Origin of the sequence: Phytohabitans kaempferiae, from assembly GCF_042433955.1 — a bacterium.
GTDB classification, from domain to species: domain Bacteria; phylum Actinomycetota; class Actinomycetes; order Mycobacteriales; family Micromonosporaceae; genus Phytohabitans; species Phytohabitans kaempferiae.
Genome location: NZ_JBHLUH010000093.1, coordinates 1 through 544, shown reverse-complemented (window position 1 = coordinate 544; position 544 = coordinate 1). Strand labels below are relative to the sequence as shown.

Here is a 544-nt window from a genome sequence, read left to right as displayed (position 1 = left end):
GGAGGGCCCGGCGTTGTCGGTGGATACGGCGTGTTCGTCGTCGTTGGTGGCGTTGCATTTGGCGGTGCAGAGTTTGCGGCGGGGGGAGTGTTCGCTGGCGTTGGTCGGCGGCGTCACCGTCATGTCGACACCGGCAGCATTCGTGGAGTTCTCCGCTCAACGCGGACTGGCCCCGGACGGCCGGTGCAAGTCGTACGCCGACGCGGCCGACGGCACGGCGTGGTCCGAAGGCGCCGGCGTCCTTGTCGTGGAGCGGCTGTCGGATGCGGTGCGCAACGGCCGCCAGGTGCTGGCGGTGGTGCGCGGCAGCGCGGTCAACCAGGACGGCGCGAGCAGCGGCTTCAGCGCGCCGAATGGTCCGTCGCAGCAGCGGGTGATCCGGGATGCGTTGAGGGATGCGGGTGTTGACGGCGTTGATGTGGATGTGGTGGAGGGTCACGGCACGGGGACGGTGTTGGGTGATCCGATCGAGGCGCAGGCGTTGCTCGCGACGTATGGGCGGGGTCGGCCTGCTGGGCGTCCGTTGTGGTTGGGGTCGTTGAAG

General features: G+C 69.3%; 1 protein-coding gene. It reads left to right on the top strand.

The features are described 5' to 3' along the window. Nucleotides 1-544: beta-ketoacyl synthase N-terminal-like domain-containing protein (locus tag ACFFIA_RS40610; protein WP_377262136.1), on the top strand; the 544-nt coding region annotated here is incomplete at both ends.